Here is a 15,878-nt window from a genome sequence, read left to right on the forward strand (position 1 = left end):
GTGCCAGATCGAGAAAAGGCCGGAACCCTGGATTTCCGGCGGTTTTGTCCCCGTTTCAATGGATGCCTGTGCGGATTTCCGCACTCACCCTTGTTTGCCTGGGCGGAGTTTCGCATTACAGTGGCTGCTGAACAGCGAACGGTGGAGAGGGCAGACGCCGCAGGCAGACACCGATAGCGCATCCCCGGAGTTCGCCGGCCGCGACCTGCTGCGTGAAGCTATGGCCAGGCTGCGTGACGGCCGCTGGCTCATTCTCCTGATCTGCCTGGCAATGCTGGCGGGAGCGGTCGCGATTGCCGGGCGCCTTGCCGCCAACCAGGCTGCCGGCGATCTGCGCGACGGAGCACTGGCAGCCTTGCCGCTGGCGGCGGGCACCTTGACCGGCGAAATCGAAAAGCAGCGTCTCGTTCCCTTGGTGCTGGCACGCGACGATGCGGTGCGCGACGCGTTGCGCCGGGCCGGCAAAACGCAAGAGACAGCGCTCGACGACAAGCTCCGCGCCATTGCCGCCGACGCCTTGGCATCCGCCATCTATGTCATCGATACGGCAGGCATCGCGATATCGGCCAGCAACGCCGGCGAGCCGGGCAGCTTCGTCGGCATCGACTACAATTTCCGCCACTATTTCACCGACGCCATGACCAAGGGCGCCGCCAGCCAGTATGGCCTCGGCACGATCAGCGGCAGGCCGGGACTTTATCTCGCCAGCCGCGTCGATGACGGCAAGACGCCGCTCGGCGTTGCCGTACTGAAGGTCGAACTCGACGGCGTCGAAGCCAATTGGCGCTCCAGCGGCTTTGTCGTCTTCGTCACCGACGAGCGCGGTGTCGTGCTGGCGACCAGCCGGCCCGAGTGGCGGTTCCACGCGCTTGCGCCGCTCTCGGCCGCGGATGCCGCGACAGCTCACGAGCAGCTTCAACTCGCCGAAACCGGCTTCGAACCGCTGCCGATACGACGCGGTGCCGGTGACGGCCTGGCGACAATCGACAATGCCGGAAAATCGCGCCAGTTCGTCGAAGTGGTGCAGGACCTGCCCGGCGCCGTTCCCGGCTGGCGTCTGTGGCTGCTCACACCTGCCGATGCCGCCTTGACGTCGGCCGTCAACACGGCGCGCCTGACCACGCTGCTGGCGTTGCTGCTCACGGGTTTGCTTGCCTACGTGCTTCTCAGGCGCCGCCGTGCGCGCCGCCTGAGGCAGGAAGCGCTGGCGCGCATGAATGCCGAGCTGGAGAGCAGGGTAAGCACGCGAACGGCGGAACTGACCCGCTCCAACATGGCCCTTGCCGGCGAGATCGCCGAGCGCGAAAACGCCGAGGCCAAGGTTCGCCGGCTGCGCGACGACCTCGCCCAGGCCAACCGGCTTTCCATCCTCGGCCAGATCGCCGCCGGCGTCGCGCATGAGATCAACCAGCCGGTGGCGGCGATACGCACCTACGCCGAGAATGCCGGCCGCTTCCTGCATGGCGGCAAGGTCGAATCCGTCTCGGGCAACCTGACATCGATCGTGTCGATGACCGAGCGCATCGGCGCCATCACCAGCACGCTGCGCACCTTCGCGCGGCGACCAGGCGTCGCCGCCTCGCCATTGCCCGTGCGCGAAGCGATCGACGGCGCGCTGTCGCTCCTGTCCGGCCGCATCCGCGATTCCGGCGTGACCGTCGTCAAGCCGCGCGGCACCGCCTCGCCGACGGTCATGGCCAGCCGAATCCGGCTGGAGCAGATCCTGGTCAATCTCTTGCAGAATGCGCTGGATGCCCTGAAGGACCGGCCCGATCCGCGCATCGAGATCGAGCTTGCCGAGCGCGACGACAGGGTGCTGGTTTCGGTGCGCGACAATGGACCTGGCCTCGGGCCGGAAGCGGCCGGCAATCTGTTCATGCCGTTCCAGACCACAAAGGAAAAGGGGCTTGGCCTCGGTCTGGTGATCTCGCAGGAGATCGCCCAGGAACTGGGCGGCACGCTGCGCCTCGATCCGGGCAGCACGAAAGGCGCATCCTTCACCATAGATCTGAGGCGAATTGAATGACTGAGGGATCAGGGCTGGTCGCGCTCGTCGAAGACGACGCGGATCTGCTTCACGCCACCACGCAATTGCTCGAGCTTGCCGGCTTCGGCGTGATCGCGTTCAAGGCCGCGGAGGCAGCGCTTGCCGCCGTCGACCGGGATTTTCAGGGCGTGGTGGTCAGCGACATCCGCATGCCCGGCATGAACGGTTTGCAGCTGTTCGATCGGATCAGGGCGATCGACATCGACATACCGGTGATCCTGGTCACCGGACATGGCGATATTGATCTCGCGGTGGCCGCGCTCAAGGATGGCGTCTACGATTTCATCCCGAAACCCTATGCCGGCGAGCGCCTTGTCGAAGCGCTGAAGCGGGCAAGCGAAAAGCGGCGGCTGGTGATGGAGAACCGGCGGCTGCACGAGGCCGCCGCGCAGGCCGCCGACGGCCTGCCGCTGATCGGCGAGGCGCCCGCCATCCGCCGCCTTCGCGAGACCTTGCGCCAGATCGCCGACATGGATGTCGACGTGCTGGTGGAAGGGGAGACCGGCACCGGCAAGGAGGTGGTGGCGGATCTCCTGCACCGATGGAGCCGGCGCCGCGCCAAGCCTTTCGTGCCGCTGAATTGCGGTGCCCTGCCGGAGACCGTCATCGAGAGCGAACTGTTCGGCCACGAGCCGGGTGCGTTCACCGGGGCGCAGCGGCGGCGGATCGGTCGCATCGAGCATTCGAGCGGCGGCACGCTGTTCCTCGACGAAATCGAATCCATGCCGCCGCCGCTACAGGTCAAGCTGCTGCGGGTGCTGGAAACGCGCAGCCTCACCCCGCTCGGCTCCAACGAAACGCGCCGCCTCGATCTGCGGGTCGTCGCGGCAACGAAGGTCGATCTAGGCCGGCCGGACCAGCGCGGCGATTTTCGCGAGGATCTCTATTTCCGCCTCAACGTGGTGACGCTGCGCATCCCGCCGCTGCGCGAGCGGCGCGGCGACATCCCGATGCTGTTCGGGCATTTCCTAGGTAACGCCTCGCAGCGTTTCGGCCGTCCTGTCGCGGCCGTGAATGCCGCGGTGAGCGACCATCTCCAGTCGCATGACTGGCCGGGCAATGTGCGCGAGCTCGCGCATTTTGCCGACCGGGTCGCGCTTGGCCTCGGGCCCGACGAGGAGGCCAGGGCAACGTCCGCGCGCTTGCCGGAGCCCTCGGCGGCGCTGCCCGAACGGGTCGGCCGCTACGAGGCGCAACTCATCCGCGAGGCCTTGCGCGATCATGCCGGCGACGTGCGCGGGGCCATCGACGCACTCGGCGTGCCGCGCAAGACTTTCTACGACAAGCTCAAGCGCTACGGCATTTCCGCCTCCGAATTCCGCAATGGTGGCACCCCGGACCGGCACCCTGTTCGGGGACGGACATAGGCGTTGCGCAGGCGCTCCGGCCTTCGTAACTCTGTTCGTCTCCCGTTGCGCATTTCGGATGAGCCATGATCACGACACTTGAAACGACGGCAACCCCGTTGCCCGAGGAGCTCGCCTTTCTCGGCGAGCGGTTGATGGCGTTCAACGACGGCGATGTCGCCGCTTCCGAAAGGAAGGCCCTTGCGGTGTTCGTGCGTGATGAAGCCGGCGCGATTGTCGCGGGCATTTCGGGCTACACCGCCTGGGGCTGGCTCTACGTGCAATGGCTGTGGGTCGACGAAAGGCTGCGCGGCCGGCACATGGCCGGCACGATGCTGGACGCGGCTGAGAAGGAGGCGATGGCGCGCGGCTGCCAGAACGCCTGGATCGACACCTTCAACCCCAACGCCGCCAGGGTCTATCGGCGCCAGGGCTATCAGCCCTTCGGAACACTCGCCGATTTCCCCGTCGGCCGCAGCCGCGTCTTCCTGCAGAAAAAACTGTCGGCGGGCTGATCAACCGGCCAGCCGTCCGCCGCGCATCGGCTGCGGCGCGCCCGTCGTGCTGGGGAAACTGATCGGCAGGCCGCGCAGCACGCGCACCGCCAAAAAGGCAAAACACTCCGCCTCCACCGCGTCGCCGCTCCAGCCGAGGCTTTCGGCTTGCACCACCTCGACACCGGCGCGGCTGGCGATCATTGCCATCATCGTCGGGTTGTGGCGGCCGCCGCCGCTGACCACCAGTCTTTTCGGGCGGCTCGGCAGAAGATCGAGTGCCTTGCCGACCGCGGCGGCGGTGAAGGCGGTCAAAAGCGCGGCGCCGTCCTCGGCGCTCAGGCCATCCGCCATGGTGGCGCCGAAGTCGAAACGGTCCAGCGATTTCGGATAGGGTTTGGTCAAATAGGGGTGTTGCAGCAGCTTGGCGAGCCGGGCTTCGTCGACCGTTCCCGCCCGGCCAAGCGCGCCGTCGCGGTCCATTTCGCCGAGCCCCTTCGACCTGATGAAATCGTTGAGCGGCGCGTTGGCGGGGCCGGTGTCGAAGGCAACGACATTGTCGCCGCCGTCCCACCAGGTGATGTTGGCGACGCCGCCGAGGTTCAGCACGGCCACCTCGCCGCTGGCGCCGGCGCTGCGCATCAGCGCGGTGTGATAGGCGGCCGCCAACGGTGCGCCCTGTCCTCCGGCGCGCATGTCGGCAGAGCGGAAATCGTAGGCAATTTTGGTGCCGAGGATCGCATGCATCAATTCGCCGTCGCCGAGCTGCCGGGTCTGGCCGAGCCGGCCGATTTGCGGCGCGCGATGCAGTACGGTCTGGCCGTGGAAGCCGACGACGCCGATATCCGCCATCGTCATCCCATAACCTTCTACGAGCTCCTTGACCGCCGCCGATTGCGCGCGCGTCAGCGCCTCCTCGGCCTCGCGGAAGATCGCCGGCTCCGGTCCGGCAAAATTCCAGCCCCGCGCCTGCTTAAGCGTCTCTTCCAGCAGCGAGCGGATCGACGGGGGGTAGGGCATCAGCCGGTAGGTGCCGAAATCGTCGATGCGCTCGCCATCTGTCTTGATCAGGGCGACATCGATGTTGCCGTCCAGCACGGTGCCGGTCATCAGGCCGACGGCCCAGATGGATTCCATTATCGAACTCCATTGATGAGATCGCCGACCGCTTGGCGAAGCGCGACGATTCCGCTGTCGAAGTGACGTGTCGGATGGATCCGGTTGGTAAGCAAGGTCCAGGCCTTTCCCTTGTCGAAGTCGATCCACAGCCCCGTACCGGTAAAGCCGGTGTGGCCTATCGTTTGCGGGCCGCACAAAGCGCCGCCGGACCAGCCGTCATAGGGACGCTCCCAGCCATGGGTGCGGGTGGCGGACAAGGGCGTGCGCATCGGCGCGATCGACCGTTCGGATGCGCCGGTCAGCAGCCCTTGGGCGAAATCGAGCACCGAGGCCGCCGTGCCGAACAGGCCGGCATGGCCGGCCCCTTGCAGCGCCGCGCAATTGTCGTCGTGAACCTCGCCGGACAGAACCCGATGGCGCCAGGTGCAGTCTTCTGTTGCAGCGGCGAGATCTGGCTCGGCGGACCACGCAAAGCCCGGACCGGGCTCCATGTCGCGGATGGTTTTGCCCGACAGCCGCTCGAGCGCAAAACCGAGCAGGATGAAATTGATGTCGGAATAGACCGGATCGCGGGCCCGCCATTCCCGTTGCAGGATGAAGGCGCGCAGCAAGTCGGGGTCGCGCCCGTAAGTGTAGATCGGTTCGACGGCCGGGAAGGGCGTCTGGTGCCCGAGGCACTGGCGAAACGTCACCTTCCGCTCCCAGGCACTCGCGTCATATTGGCGAAGGTCCGGCAGCACCGAGACGAGTGGTGCGTCGAGATCGATGGCACCGTCCTGAGCCAGCGCCAGAATGCGCGGCGTGGTGAAGATCACCTTGGTCAGGGATGCCAGGTCGAACCAGGTCTCCTCACGCATCGGTCGCTGCTTAGGCACGAGTTGGGCTGAGCCGATCGCCCTGGTGATGCGGTCGCCATTCCTGTCAACGATGCCGAGCACGCCACCGGGGATGCGCTTGGCGGCAACTGCCGCTGCGAGTGGTTGGAACGCGCGGTCGAAGATCTGGGCGAGGTTGGTCAATGCGGGCCTCCTGAAAGGCCGAGTTCCGTCACACCCCCCTCTGCCCTGCCGGGCATCTCCCCCGCAAGGGGGGAGATTGGCAGAGTTGATGTCCCGCCAGCCTTCCACCATTGGAGATTGGCGAAGGCCGAGGCGACATCCGATCTCCCCCCTTGCGGGGGAGATGTCCGGCAGGACAGAGGGGGGTGCTGTCCCGCCGACCTAACCGAGCCCAGGGCACCATGCATCACCCTTCCACCCTCGCCATATGATCTACCCCAAATTCCTCCCATCTCGCCGGCGCCGGCTCAAACCCTTGCGGGCGCACCAGGGAAGGCACCTGGCGTGTGTCGATCTCGAAACGCTCATGCCGCCGGTCGATGGCCGGAACCGCTGATATGAGCTTCTTCGTGTAGGAATGTTTCGGCGCCGACAGCACCGAGGCCGCGTCTCCGATCTCGACGATCTGGCCGGCATAGATGACGGCGATGCGATGAGCGACCCGCTCGACGACAGCCATATCGTGCGAGATGAACAGATAGGCCAGCCCGAACTCGCGCTGCAGGTCGACCAGCAGCTCCAGCACCTTGGCCTGCACTGAAACATCGAGGGCGGAAACCGCTTCATCCAGAACGACGACCGACGGGTTGAGCATCAGCGCGCGGGCGATGCACAGCCTTTGCCGCTGGCCTCCGGAGAATTCGTGCGGATAGCGCTGCAAACTGTTCTGCGGCAGGCCGACGCGCTCCAGCAGGCTCGCCATCCTGGCTCGCGTTTCGGCGTCCGCCCGGCCGCCATTGGCGATCACCGGCTCCGCCAGGATGCTCTCGATGCTCAGCCGCGGGTTGAGCGAAGCGTAGGGATTCTGGAAAACCATCTGCACGGGCTTGGCGCCGTGCTTTGCCGAGGCCGTCCGGGCGCCGACCGAGAAGCTGCCGCGCGTCGAGCGCACCAGCCCAAGGACTGCTTTCGCGGTGGTTGATTTGCCCGAGCCGCTCTCGCCGACAATGGCCAATGTCTCTCCCGGCATCAGGTCGAAGTCGACACCGTCGACGGCGTGCACCGCGCCGCTGGCATGGCTGAAGAAACTGCTCCTGAGCGGAAACCGCACCACCAGGCCGTTGACCTCAAGGGCCGGGTCGGTCCTTGTATTCTTGCCGCGCTGTCCGTCCGCGCGTGTCGCGCGGCCGTGGGCGAAATGCGGCACATCCCGTAACAGATGCTGCGTGTAGGCGTGCTGCGGCCTGTCGAGGACCTGGTTCAGTTCGCCCTGTTCCATGGCCTGCCCGTTCTGCATCACCATCACCTTGTCGGCGATGCCGGCGACAAGGCCGATGTCGTGGGTGATGAAGATCATCGACATGCCGCTTTCCTGCTTGAGCTCCGCAAGCAGCGCCATAATCTGCGCCTGTACCGTCACATCGAGCGCCGTGGTCGGTTCGTCGGCGATCAGCAGGCGCGGATTGCAGGCGAGCGCGATGGCGATCATCACCCTTTGCAGCATGCCGCCCGACAGCTGGTTGGGCGTGTATTTCAGCCGCCTTGCCGCATCGGGGATGCGCACCCGGTCGAGCGCGTCCCTGGCCGCCGCCGTGGCCTGCCGGCCGGTCAGGCCGCGATGCAGCCGGAACGATTCCTCGATCTGCGTGCCGATCGTCAGCACAGGATTGAGCGAGGTCATCGGCTCCTGGAAGATCATGCCGATCTCTGCGCCGCGAATCCCGGTCAGTTGCGGCTCGGTCGCGGTCGTCAGGTCGAAGAGACTGCCGTCGGCCCGTTTCAGCGTCATGGCGCCGCCGGTGATGCGGCCGCCGCCGAAATCGATGAGACGGTTGATCGACAGTGCGGTGACGGACTTGCCCGAGCCGCTTTCGCCGACAATGGCCAGCGTTTCGCCGTCGGCGAGATCGAAGCTGACGCCGCGCACCACCTCATTGGCTCTCGGGTCGCGGCCGAAGCCGACGCCCAGGTTGCGGACCGACAGAAGCGGGATCATGCGAGCGCTCTCCGCATCTTCGGATCGAGGATGTCGCGCAAGGCGTCGCCCAAGAGGTTGAAGCCCAGAATACTGATCATGATCGCCAGGCCCGGGAAGATCATCAGCCATGGGGCGGTTTCCATCAGATTGCGGCTGTCGCTCAGCATCAGTCCGAGCGAGGCGGCCGGCGGCTGCGTGCCGAGACCGAGGAAGCTCAGGCCGGCCTCGGTCAGCAATGCCCAGGCGAGCGCCAGCGTCACCTGGACGGTTAAGGGCGCGATCAGATTGAGCAGCAGGTGCCGCGTGACGATGTAGCTGGAGCTGCTGCCGAAGGTGCGCGCGGCGTCGACGAATTCGCGCGCCTTGAGCGACAAAGCAGGGCCGCGCACCACGCGTGTGAAAATCGGCATATAGACGACGCCGATGGCGACCACGCTGGTCCATGTGCCCGGTCCGGCAACGGTGACGATCAGCAGCGCCAGAAGAATGGCAGGAAAAGCCAGCAGCACATCCATGATCCGCATCAGCACGCCGTCCCAGCGACGCCCGAGCCAGGCGGCGGCGAGCCCAAGCACGGTGCCGGCAAGCGCGGCGAAGGCGACCGAAAAGAAGGCCACTATGAAGGACTGGCCGACGCCCGCCATCAGCCGGCTCGCCACGTCGCGGCCGAACAGGTCGGTGCCCATCGAGTAGGCGGCACTGGGCGCATGCAGCCGGTCGACCCGGTATTGCGTGATCGGATTGTGCGGGGTCAGTCCCAACAGGCCGAGGATGGCGACCAGGAGATAGACGCCGACGATCACGCCGCCGATACGGCCGCTGCTGTGCCTGAAGATGGCGCGCAGCATGCGCATCACTGCTCGCCCAGCCGGATGCGCGGATCGAGCGCGACATAGGCGAGGTCGACCAGGAGATTGACGATCATGAAGTTGAAGGCGATGAACAGCACGCTGCTCTGCACCAGCGCGTAGTCGCGCTGGAGGATGGCGTCGAGCACCATGCGGCCGAGGCCGGGCAGGGCATAGATCTGCTCGACGATGACCGCGCCGCCGAGGAGATAGCCGAACTCGATGCCGCTCAGCGTCACCACGGGGATCAGCGCGTTGGGGAGCGCATGTCGCCAGATGACGCTGCGCGCCGAGGCGCCCTTGCTGCGGGCGGTGCGCACATAGTCGTCGCTCAACACGTCGAGCATGGCCGAGCGCGAGATGCGGGTGACCGAGGCGGCGAAGGCGAAGCCGAGCGTGATGGCAGGCAGGATCAGCTGGCTGAGATTACGCAAGGGATCCTGCCAGAGCGGCGTGAATTCGCCCATGGCCGGCAGCACGCCGAAGCCGGCCGACAGCGCGTAGATGATCAAAAGGCCGAGCACGAAGCTCGGCGTCGACTGGCCGATCATAGCGACGACGCGCACACCGAGGTCGGACAGTTTCTCACTATGCGTGGCGGCGTAGATGCCCGCCGGCATGCCGGCTGCGAGTGCGATGATCATCGACAGCACGGCCAGTTCCAGCGTCAGCGGGAAGCGCTCGAGGATGACGTCCAATACCGGCCTGCCATAGGTGACGGAGATGCCGAAATTGCCGTGCAGGATGCCGCCGATCCAGCGCCAGTACTGGACGAACCAGGGCTGGTCGATGCCGAAATAGGCGGCGAGCGCATCGCGCTGTGCCGGCGTCAGCAGGCCGGCTTCGGTGCCCAGCATCGCGGTGATCGAATCGCCCGGCACCATCCGGATCGCCACGAAGACCAGGATCGACACGCCAAGCAGGACGAGAGGAAACGCCGCAAGTCGTCGCATCAGATAATTCACGCGAAGAAGACCTCTCGTCTAGAGCATGATGCCGAAAAGTGTGAAACGGTTTTCGGACGACATCATGCTCTATCCCTTTGATCTGGAGGCGGATTCAAATTTCAGGTCGATTCAACCTGAAATCATCCGTCTCCAGGGCCGCCCACGGCTACTGCTGGATGGTAACCTTGCTGAGGCTGAACAGCGTGCCCGTCGGCGTCGGCACGAACCCGGCGACGTTCTTCTGCTGGGCGGTATAGCTGTAGGACGTGTAGAGCCAGATCCAGGGCGAGACTTCGGCGAGGTGCTTCTCGAACTCGGTGAAGATCGCCTTGCGCTTGGCCGGATCGGTCTCGGCGCGGCCTTTCTGCATCAGGCTGTCCAGCGTATCGTCGATGTAGTTGGCCACCTTCTGCAGATTGCCTGATTTGGTCCAGTAGCGGTTATACATGGTGTAGGGGTCGGCGCGGCCGCCATTGAGCGCGATCGCCATGTCGAAATCGCCCTTCAGCCAGGCGTCGACATAGACGTTGAGCTCCATCATCTTGATGTCGAGCTTGACGCCGATCTCGGCGAGCTGCGATTGGATGACCTGGGCTTCTGCCGCCGCCGTCGGCGGCTCGCCGGTGGCGCCGATCACGGTCGCCGAAAAGCCGTCGGCAAAGCCTGCCTCCGCCATCAACTTCTTGGCCTTCTCGACATCACGCTTGTAGCAGAAGAGCTGGCTTGGATCGGTCGCAAGTGCTGGGATGGTCAGCGGTCCGGTGACCTTGCCTTCACCGAGCGCGGCGGTGTCCAGAACTTCCTGCCGGTCGATGGCGCAGGAGATCGCCTGGCGCACCTTGAGTTCGGTCATCGGCTTGCGTGACGGATTGAGCTGCAGCACGTTATAGGCCAGCACCGGCGCGCGGTTCAGTTGCAGGCTAGCCTCCTTCGGCACCAGCGTGGCGACGAGCGGATCGTTGAGCAGCGCGAAATCGACCTGCTTGGTGCGCATGGCGGCGAGGATCGCCGCTTCATCGGGCAGCACGCTGATTTCGATACCGTCGACGCCGGTCGCGCCGCCGGCCCATTCCTTGTTGGCGCTCAAGACTTCCTTGGCGTTGGGGTCCCATCTATCGAGCTTGAACGGGCCGGAGCCGACCGTTTTGGTGCCGATCGAGCCGGCCTTGATCTCGGCCGCCGGCACGATGGCCGCGTTGATGTCGCTCATCGCCGTCAGGATCGGCGCGTCGGGCTGCGATAAATGGAACACGACGGTTCCAGCGTCCGGCGTGTCGATGCTGGCGATCGACAGGAAGTTGGCGCGGGCGGCGGCGCCTGTCTTCTCGTCCAGGATGCGCTCGAACGATGCCTTGACGTCGGCCGGAGTCACGGCAGCGCCGTCCTGGAATTTCGCCTTGGGATCGAGCTTGAAGGTCAGCTCCTTGCCGTCCTTGGAGAATTCCCAGGAGGTGGCGATGGCCGGGACGATCTGCAGGCTGGCATCGACCCGCACCAGCGGCTCATAGATCAGCTCCAGGAGCCGCAGCGAGGAAAAGGCCGTCTGCTTGTGCGGATCAAGTCCCGTTGCGTCCTGCGACCAGGCCATGTGCAGCGTCGCCGCCTGCGTCGAGACCGTGGCGATGCCGAGCATGGCTGCCAGCGTGATGCCCGACAGCAGCTTTCTTGTGAGGTGAACCATTCTCGTCTCCCATCTTTGCTTGAACCCGATGCCCTTGCAGTTTCTGCGGACCGCTTCCAAGACACACGCGCTTTGGAGCATCGGCCCAGTCTATGCGGCTTCGCGCCGTCTTGTCTAAGCAGCTTCATGCCGTCTCGTCTCAAGCGCCTTCATGCGTCTTGTCGCTGATTGCCTTTCGCAGGAAACCCCCTGCCTTGGCGAGGGCTGCGCGCGCCTCCTCGACCTCAAGCCCGGTGATGGTCAGCAGGATCGCCAGCTTCACGTCGTTGCCGGTCCGGCCGAGCGCCTTGCGCGCCTGCGCCGCCGTGCAGCCTGTGGTCTGCATCACGATCCTGGTTGCCCTGGCGACCAGTTTCCTGTTGGACGGATTAAGGTCCACCATCAGGTTCTGGTAGCTCTTGCCGATGCGGATCATCGAGGCCGTGCTCAGCATGTTGAGCACCAGCTTCTGCGCCGTTCCGGATTTCAGCCGCGTCGAGCCGGTCAGCACCTCGGGACCGACGACCGGCGAGATGGCGATGTCGGCAATGCCTGCTATGGTCGATGCCGGATTGCAGGACAGGGCGACCGTCGTTGCGCCCACCTGCTTGGCATAATTCAACCCGCCGATCACATAGGGCGTGCGCCCGCTGACCGCGATGCCGACCACCACGTCGTCCGGAGTGAGCTTGATGTCCTGCAAGGCCCTGGCGCCCATCTTGGGATCATCCTCGGCCCCTTCGGTCGAGCGCACCAGCGCGTCGGGCCCGCCGGCGATCAGGCCAACGACCATGCCTTTCGGCACGCCGAAAGTGGGCGGACATTCCGAGGCGTCGAGCACGCCCAGCCGGCCGCTGGTGCCGGCGCCCATATAGATAAGCCGAGCGCCTTTCTGGAAGGCGAGGACGATGCGGTCGACCGCGGCCGCGATGTCCGGCAGCACCTTTTCGACCGCTGCCGGAACCACCCGGTCCTCGTCGTTGATCTTGCGCAGCACATCGATCGTCGGCAGCAGGTCGATGTCCATGGTCCGCGGATTCCGGCCTTCGGAAACCAGCCGGTCCAACTCGGACATCAAACCTTGCTCGCTCATCCCAGTGCTTTCAAATCAGTGCTTTCAAAAATCAGGCCGCTCAGCCTGTTCGGAAGTGGTTCCTCTTTGGCTCCGGCACACGCGTATTTCGTTATGCTACCCCGTTTCGTTAACGTCTTAGAATTCAATATTCGTTCCGTCAACGGAAAGATGGAATAAATTATTCCTGCCGCGCTAACGCTTGCCGAGCGACCTGCGGGCAAGAATGATCGCCCCGGAAACCGCGTCGCCATCGGCGGCTTTCAGGCGCCGGCGAACGTCGGGTGCGAGCCATGGTTCGAGCGGACTGGCGAGCCCGCCCAGCAGGGCCACGCGCGGCGCGCCTTTTTCGAACAGAACCCGCACCAGCGTGTCGATCTGTTCGGCGGCCTTTTGCACGATGCGCCGCCCTGCCGGATCGCCTTGGTCGGCGTGGCGCATCACCATCGGCGCCAGGGCCGCATAGTCGGTGGCGCTGGCGCGGTCCATCCAGGCCACGGCTTGCATCGGGTCGTTCTCGAAACGCTGCATGACTTCCGCCAGCAGTGCCGTGCGCTCATGCCGGCCGTCATGGGCGCGCAACGCCAGCTGCACGGCCTTCAGCCCGAGATCGGCGCCGCTGCCTTCGTCGGAGATCGGAAAGCCATAGCCTCCGGCGCGCAGGTCGCGCCCTTCGACGAAGCCGAGGCCGATCGAACCGGTGCCGGCGATGACGATGGCGCCGTCCTGGCCCGAATGCGCGCCGAGGCAGGCGGCGACGCCATCGCTGACGAAATCGATGCTGGCAAAGGGATGCGCGATCGCCCGCAGCGCCTCCAGCGCGCCCTTGCGGCCGATCCCGGCAAGGCCGATGCCGGCGTGAATCCGGGCGCTTTCCGCCGCGCCGAACCCTGCCTCCTCGATCGCCGCGCCAAAGGCCTTGGCAACCGACGCCCAGGCCGTATCGATGCCGAGCCGCGTCGACGCCGGACCGGAGAGGCCTTGTCCCAGCACGGTTCCCTCGGCATTCTCGACGCGGGCGCGACAGCCGGTTCCGCCGCCGTCGACGCCGACAAAATAATCGGAGCGGCCGTTGTTCATGCGCTCAGCCGCTCGATGTCGGCGCCGCACAGACGCAGCTTGCGGTCCAGTTGCTCATAGCCACGGTCGAGATGATAGATCCGGTTGATGGTCGTCTCGCCCTCGGCGACCAAGGCCGCCAGCACCAGCGACACCGAGGCGCGCAAATCGGTGGCCATGACTTGCGCGCCATGCAGTTTCTCGCCGCCGCGCACCAGCGCGGTGGTGCCTTGCAGCTTGATGTTGGCGCCGAGCCGCATCAGTTCGGGAACATGCATGAAGCGGTTCTCGAAAATGGTTTCGCGCAGCAGCGACGCGCCCTGCGCGCAGCACATCAGCGCCATGAACTGCGCCTGGAGATCGGTCGGAAAGCCCGGATAGGGTTCCGTCGTGACGTCGGCGGCCTTGAGCGGCTGCTCGCGCGACACGATGAGCCCGCGGTCGCCCGGCCAGACGCCGACGCCGGTCGCCTCCAGCAGTTGCACCACGGAGGCCATGTGCTCGAGCCGGGCATGCGTCAGTTCCAGTTGCCCGCCGGTGATCGCCGCGGCGATGGCATAGGTGCCGGCCTCGATGCGGTCGGGAATGATGTCGTGCCTGGCCGCGCGCCAGTCCGTGTCGCCGGCGATCAGGATGCGATGCGTGCCGGCGCCTTCGACGCGCGCGCCCATCGCGTTGAGGCAAGCGGCGAGGTCGGCCACCTCCGGCTCGCGCGCCGCGTTGAGGATTTCGGTTTCGCCCTTGGCCGTGGCCGCCGCCATCATGGCGGTTTCCGTCGCCCCCACCGATGGCGAGCTCAGCACGATGCGCGTGCCGGTGAGCCCGTTTGGCGCCGAGGCGACGATCAGCCCCTTCTCGATGGCGATGCGGGCGCCCAGCGCCGCGAGTGCGGCGACATGCATGTCGACCGGCCGCGCGCCGATCGCGCAGCCGCCGGGCAGCGAAACCCGCGCATGGCCGAAACGGGCGAGCAGCGGCGCCAGCACCAGCACCGTCGCGCGCATCTTTCTGACGGTGTCGTAGGACGTCTCCCTGGAAACGGCGGCACTGGTGTCGATCGTCGCGGCATGGGCCGATCGCGTCACCTCGGCGCCGTGCAGCCGCACCACGCCGAGCATGTTCTCGACATCGGTCACATCGGGCAGGTTGGTCAGTTCGAGCGGGTAGGGACTGAGCAGCGCCGCCGCGATCTGCGGCAGAGCGGCGTTCTTGGCGCCCGATATGGTGACCGCGCCTTGCAGTCTTTGCCCGCCGACGATGCGCAGTCTGTCCATGGCTGAAACCTTGTGCGCCGGGCCGCGTCCGGGCGCGGCGCTCTCGAAAGCTGTTCCCGAGCTCAATCCGGCCCGCTTGAGAATTAATTCCGCGTTCTTGGCTGTCAATCGAAATTGGAATAAATTATTCCTTGGCCGTGCGGCTGGACGCCAAAGCGCAAGGGGAATCATGTCCGTTCTGAACAGGATCTATGCCAAGCTCGACGGCATGGCGCCCGGCGATCGTGAGATCGGCCAGTACATCGTCGAAAATCCCGAGGAGATGCTGCGGCTGTCGACGGCTGCTCTTGCGGCTGAGATCGGGCGCAGCCAGTCGAGCGTCGTCAAATTCAGCCAGAAGCTCGGCTATGCCAGCTACCAGGAGCTCAAGCTCGCCGTCAGCGAAGCCAAGGCGCGGGAATGGCAGGTGCCGGCCGGTATGATCCACGGTTCGATCGAGGTCGGCGACGGCTATCAGGTCATCTTGAAGAAGCTGATCGGCAGCAAGCTTCTGTCGATGGAGCGGACCGTCGCCGCCAACAGCGAGCGGATCATCTCCAGGGCGCTGGAACTGCTGGATGGTGCGCGCCGCATACATCTGGCCGGTGTCGGCGCCTCCTCGCTGGTGGCGCGTGATTTCTCCTACAAGCTGATGAAGCTTGGCCGCAATGTGCTGCATGACAGCGACAGCCATATCCAGATGGCCAATGCCTCGACGCTCGGGCCTGACGATGTGCTGTTCGCGCTCTCCCATTCGGGCGCCAGCATCGAAACTCTGCGCATCGCCGAGCTTGCCCGCAAGCGCGGCACCATGGTGATCGCGGTCACCGGCCTGCACGACAATCCGCTGAGCCGCGTTGCCGATATCTGCCTCTACACCGTCGCCGACGAGGAGCGTGCGCGCTCATCGTCCATCACCGCGCGCGATGCGCAGCTGACGCTGACCGACCTTCTGTTCATCCTCATGGTGCAAAAGCAGCCGGACGCCAATGACTACGTCCACAACAGCGAGGCGGCGGTCTCGGTGCTGAAGGCCGAACGGTCTTCCTGACATGCC

Annotated in this window: 13 protein-coding genes; 4 read left to right on the plus strand and 9 right to left on the minus strand. The window is 65.5% G+C overall.

What is annotated here, in order from left to right; genetic code table 11:
• Positions 1–220 precede the first annotated feature (220 nt).
• The 3 genes from FJ942_RS01090 to FJ942_RS01100 all read left to right on the plus strand — a co-directional run bounded on the left by FJ942_RS01090 (position 221) and on the right by FJ942_RS01100 (position 3,908).
• Positions 221–2,026: a sensor histidine kinase gene (locus FJ942_RS01090; protein ID WP_140897091.1), complete on the plus strand. Its 1,806-nt coding sequence runs from the start codon at positions 221–223 to the stop codon at positions 2,024–2,026.
• Complete coding sequence (locus FJ942_RS01095) at positions 2,023–3,414, plus strand: sigma-54 dependent transcriptional regulator (RefSeq protein WP_140897092.1); 1,392 nt, start codon at positions 2,023–2,025, stop codon at positions 3,412–3,414. The genes FJ942_RS01090 and FJ942_RS01095 overlap by 4 nt, the downstream gene beginning before the upstream one ends.
• A 65-nt stretch (positions 3,415–3,479) precedes the next feature.
• Positions 3,480–3,908 (plus strand): GNAT family N-acetyltransferase, encoded by a 429-nt coding sequence (locus FJ942_RS01100; protein WP_140562060.1) that lies wholly within the window; start codon positions 3,480–3,482, stop codon positions 3,906–3,908.
• Here the strand turns inward: FJ942_RS01100 and FJ942_RS01105 are convergent, their stop codons facing one another.
• The 9 genes from FJ942_RS01105 to murA form a co-directional block, all read right to left on the minus strand.
• Complete coding sequence (locus tag FJ942_RS01105) at positions 3,909–5,024, minus strand: anhydro-N-acetylmuramic acid kinase (RefSeq protein WP_140897093.1); 1,116 nt, start codon at positions 5,022–5,024, stop codon at positions 3,909–3,911.
• Positions 5,024–6,025, minus strand: coding sequence for a serine hydrolase (locus tag FJ942_RS01110; protein ID WP_140897094.1), 1,002 nt, complete (start codon positions 6,023–6,025; stop codon positions 5,024–5,026). The genes FJ942_RS01105 and FJ942_RS01110 overlap by 1 nt, the downstream gene beginning before the upstream one ends.
• A 226-nt stretch (positions 6,026–6,251) precedes the next feature.
• Positions 6,252–8,000, minus strand: coding sequence for an ABC transporter ATP-binding protein (locus FJ942_RS01120; RefSeq protein ID WP_140897096.1), 1,749 nt, complete (start codon positions 7,998–8,000; stop codon positions 6,252–6,254).
• Positions 7,997–8,836 (minus strand): ABC transporter permease, encoded by an 840-nt coding sequence (locus tag FJ942_RS01125; RefSeq protein ID WP_140897097.1) that lies wholly within the window; start codon positions 8,834–8,836, stop codon positions 7,997–7,999. The genes FJ942_RS01120 and FJ942_RS01125 overlap by 4 nt, the downstream gene beginning before the upstream one ends.
• On the minus strand, positions 8,836–9,795 hold the full coding sequence (locus tag FJ942_RS01130) for an ABC transporter permease (protein ID WP_140897098.1): 960 nt from the start codon (positions 9,793–9,795) through the stop codon (positions 8,836–8,838). The genes FJ942_RS01125 and FJ942_RS01130 overlap by 1 nt, the downstream gene beginning before the upstream one ends.
• Positions 9,796–9,943: 148 nt before the next feature.
• Positions 9,944–11,458: an ABC transporter substrate-binding protein gene (locus FJ942_RS01135; protein WP_140897099.1), complete on the minus strand. Its 1,515-nt coding sequence runs from the start codon at positions 11,456–11,458 to the stop codon at positions 9,944–9,946.
• 139 nt (positions 11,459–11,597) lie between these two features.
• Positions 11,598–12,530 carry an N-acetylmuramic acid 6-phosphate etherase gene (gene murQ, locus FJ942_RS01140; RefSeq protein WP_140897100.1) on the minus strand — a complete coding sequence of 311 codons (933 nt, stop codon included), beginning with the start codon at positions 12,528–12,530 and terminating at the stop codon, positions 11,598–11,600.
• Between the two features lie 174 nt (positions 12,531–12,704).
• Positions 12,705–13,589, minus strand: coding sequence for an N-acetylglucosamine kinase (locus FJ942_RS01145; protein WP_140897101.1), 885 nt, complete (start codon positions 13,587–13,589; stop codon positions 12,705–12,707).
• Positions 13,586–14,842, minus strand: a complete 1,257-nt coding sequence (gene murA, locus FJ942_RS01150) for a UDP-N-acetylglucosamine 1-carboxyvinyltransferase (RefSeq protein ID WP_140629082.1) — start codon at positions 14,840–14,842, stop codon at positions 13,586–13,588. Before murA ends, FJ942_RS01145 begins: the two co-directional genes overlap by 4 nt.
• A gap of 169 nt (positions 14,843–15,011) precedes the next feature.
• On the opposite strand from murA, the gene FJ942_RS01155 reads away from it, so the two are divergent.
• Positions 15,012–15,872 carry a MurR/RpiR family transcriptional regulator gene (locus tag FJ942_RS01155; protein ID WP_140897102.1) on the plus strand — a complete coding sequence of 287 codons (861 nt, stop codon included), beginning with the start codon at positions 15,012–15,014 and terminating at the stop codon, positions 15,870–15,872.
• Positions 15,873–15,878: the final 6 nt, after the last annotated feature.

Origin of the sequence: Mesorhizobium sp. B2-4-2, from assembly GCF_006442845.1 — a bacterium.
Taxonomy (GTDB): domain Bacteria; phylum Pseudomonadota; class Alphaproteobacteria; order Rhizobiales; family Rhizobiaceae; genus Mesorhizobium.